General features: G+C 50.9%; 1 protein-coding gene and 1 pseudogene. Both read left to right on the forward strand.

Going from position 1 to position 1,120, the window contains the following annotated elements:
* Positions 1–386: pseudogene (locus BZG79_RS15835) on the forward strand (3-phosphoshikimate 1-carboxyvinyltransferase); the annotation flags it as partial.
* A 222-nt stretch (positions 387–608) separates the two neighbouring features.
* Positions 609–1,120 (forward strand): (d)CMP kinase (cmk, locus tag BZG79_RS15840; RefSeq protein ID WP_077774889.1); only part of this gene is annotated, 512 nt, incomplete at its 3' end.

Consider the following 1,120-nt stretch of genomic DNA (forward strand, 5'->3'; position numbering starts at 1 on the left):
ATACGCTACAAGGCGTGGATATGGATTTTAACCATATTCCCGATGCCGCGATGACCATTGGTGTTGCGGCGTTATTCGCAAACGGACCGACGCGCATTCGTAACGTGTATAATTGGCGAGTCAAAGAAACCGATCGACTTTATGCCATGGCAACGGAGTTGAAAAAACTCGGCGCCGTGGTCGAAGAAGGTGACGATTATCTGTATGTTGAGCCACCTAAGCAACTTAAGCATGCGGCAATCGACACGTATGACGATCATCGCATGGCGATGTGTTTTTCGCTGGTGGCACTCAGTGATACGCCCGTTACCATCAATGACCCGGGTTGCACCTCAAAAACTTTTCCTGATTACTTCGACAAGCTAGCGGCGATCAGCGCTGACTGATGATAAAGCGTAAGGTTTTTTTATTGCTGCTGATATTGAGTCAGCAGCAATGATTTCCTTGCCCATTTCTTCTATAATGTGCACCGAATTATACAACCGCCCGTTTTCGTTAAAGCGTGATGCAAGCAAAAGCCTGATGCGACTAACAAGCATCATGTGACTAACAAGCATGATGTGACAAAACGGGCGCGTTGAGCGATCGAGACCAACGTGGAGAGATTTATGCCGATACAGGCGCCTGTCATTACAGTAGATGGACCAAGCGGTGCAGGAAAAGGAACCCTATGTATGCGACTGGCTGAAAAGCTCGGTTGGCACCTGCTCGACTCAGGAGCTATCTATCGGGTACTGGCTCTCGCAGCGATTCATCATGACGTTGATACCGAATCGGAAGAAGCACTGGTGCCACTGGCCGCCAACTTAGACGTGCAGTTTTTGGCCGAAGGAGACTTGGTGAAAGTGATCCTGGAAGGCGAAGATGTGTCCGGGACCTTGCGGACCGAGCAGGTAGGCAACCAAGCCTCAAAAGTGGCTGCGTTACCCCGGGTACGTGAAGCATTATTACGCCGCCAGCGCGCCTTTGTTGGTGAGCCGGGGTTGATTGCTGACGGACGTGATATGGGAACGGTCGTGTTCCCGAAAGCGGCGGCTAAAATCTTTTTGGATGCCAGTGCAGAAGAACGCGCGCGTCGCCGTCAGCACCAGTTGCAAGGTAAAGGGGTTAATGTTACCTT

The organism is Salinivibrio sp. MA427, from assembly GCF_001996115.1.
In the GTDB taxonomy this organism is placed as follows: Bacteria; Pseudomonadota; Gammaproteobacteria; order Enterobacterales; family Vibrionaceae; genus Salinivibrio; species Salinivibrio costicola.